Source organism: Silvibacterium dinghuense, from assembly GCF_004123295.1.
Taxonomy (GTDB): domain Bacteria; phylum Acidobacteriota; class Terriglobia; order Terriglobales; family Acidobacteriaceae; genus Silvibacterium; species Silvibacterium dinghuense.
Window position 1 is genome coordinate 1 of sequence record NZ_SDMK01000008.1, and the last position, 1,155, is coordinate 1,155.

1 protein-coding gene is annotated in these 1,155 nt (G+C 63.5%); it reads left to right on the plus strand.

Annotation, left to right across the window (positions count from 1 at the left end; genetic code table 11):
- Window positions 1-4 precede the first annotated feature (4 nt).
- A partial coding sequence (gene tuf, locus ESZ00_RS19965) for an elongation factor Tu (protein ID WP_129210184.1) occupies window positions 5-1,155 on the plus strand: 1,151 nt, incomplete at its 3' end.

A 1,155-nucleotide genomic window follows, 5' to 3' on the forward strand; every position in this document is an offset into this window, starting at 1 on the left:
GGAAATGGCGAAGGAGAAATTTGACCGGTCGAAGCCGCACGTGAATGTGGGAACGATTGGGCACATTGACCACGGCAAGACGACGCTGACAGCGGCGATCACGAAGGTGCTGTCGAAGCACAACCCGAACATCAAGTTCCGCAGCTTCGACACGATCGACAACGCACCTGAAGAGCGGGAGCGCGGTATCACGATCGCGACGGCGCACGTGGAGTATGAGACGCCGAACCGTCACTACGCGCACGTGGACTGCCCGGGTCACGCGGACTACATCAAGAACATGATCACCGGCGCGGCGCAGATGGACGGCGGCATTCTCGTCGTGGCCGCGACCGACGGCCCGATGCCGCAGACCAAGGAACACGTGCTGCTGGCCCGCCAGGTCGGCGTGCCGTACATCGTGGTCTTCCTGAACAAGTGCGATGCGGTCGAAGATCCTGAGCTGATCGACCTGGTCGAGATGGAAGTGCGTGAGCTGCTGTCGAAGTACAACTTCCCCGGCGACGACGTGCCGGTCATCCGCGGCTCTGCGCTGGGTGGTCTGAACGGCGAGCCGCAGTGGGAAGCCAAGATCGACGAGCTGATGCAGGCCGTGGACGACAACGTGCCGCTTCCTGCGCGCGCCATCGACCAGCCCTTCCTGATGCCGATCGAAGACATCTTCTCGATCTCGGGCCGCGGCACGGTGGTTACGGGCCGTATCGAGCGTGGCAAGGTGAAGGTGGGCGAGGAAGCCGAGATCGTGGGCTTCCGCGACACGCGCAAGACCGTCGTCACGGGCGTCGAGATGTTCAAGAAGCAGCTGGACGAGGGTCTGGCGGGCGACAACGCCGGCCTGCTGCTGCGCGGCATCGCGAAGGAAGACGTGGAGCGCGGCATGGTTCTGGCTAAGCCGGGTTCGATCACGCCGCACACCAAGTTCAAGGGCGAGGTTTACGTCCTGAGCAAGGAAGAAGGCGGCCGTCACACGCCGTTCTTCAACGGCTACCGCCCGCAGTTTTACTTCCGCACCACGGACGTGACCGGCACGGCGAAGCTGCCTGAGGGCACGGAGATGGTGATGCCGGGCGACAACATCCAGCTGGAGATTGAGCTGCACACTCCGGTGGCCATGGAAAAGGGCCTGCGCTTCGCCATCCGCGAAGGCGGCCGCAC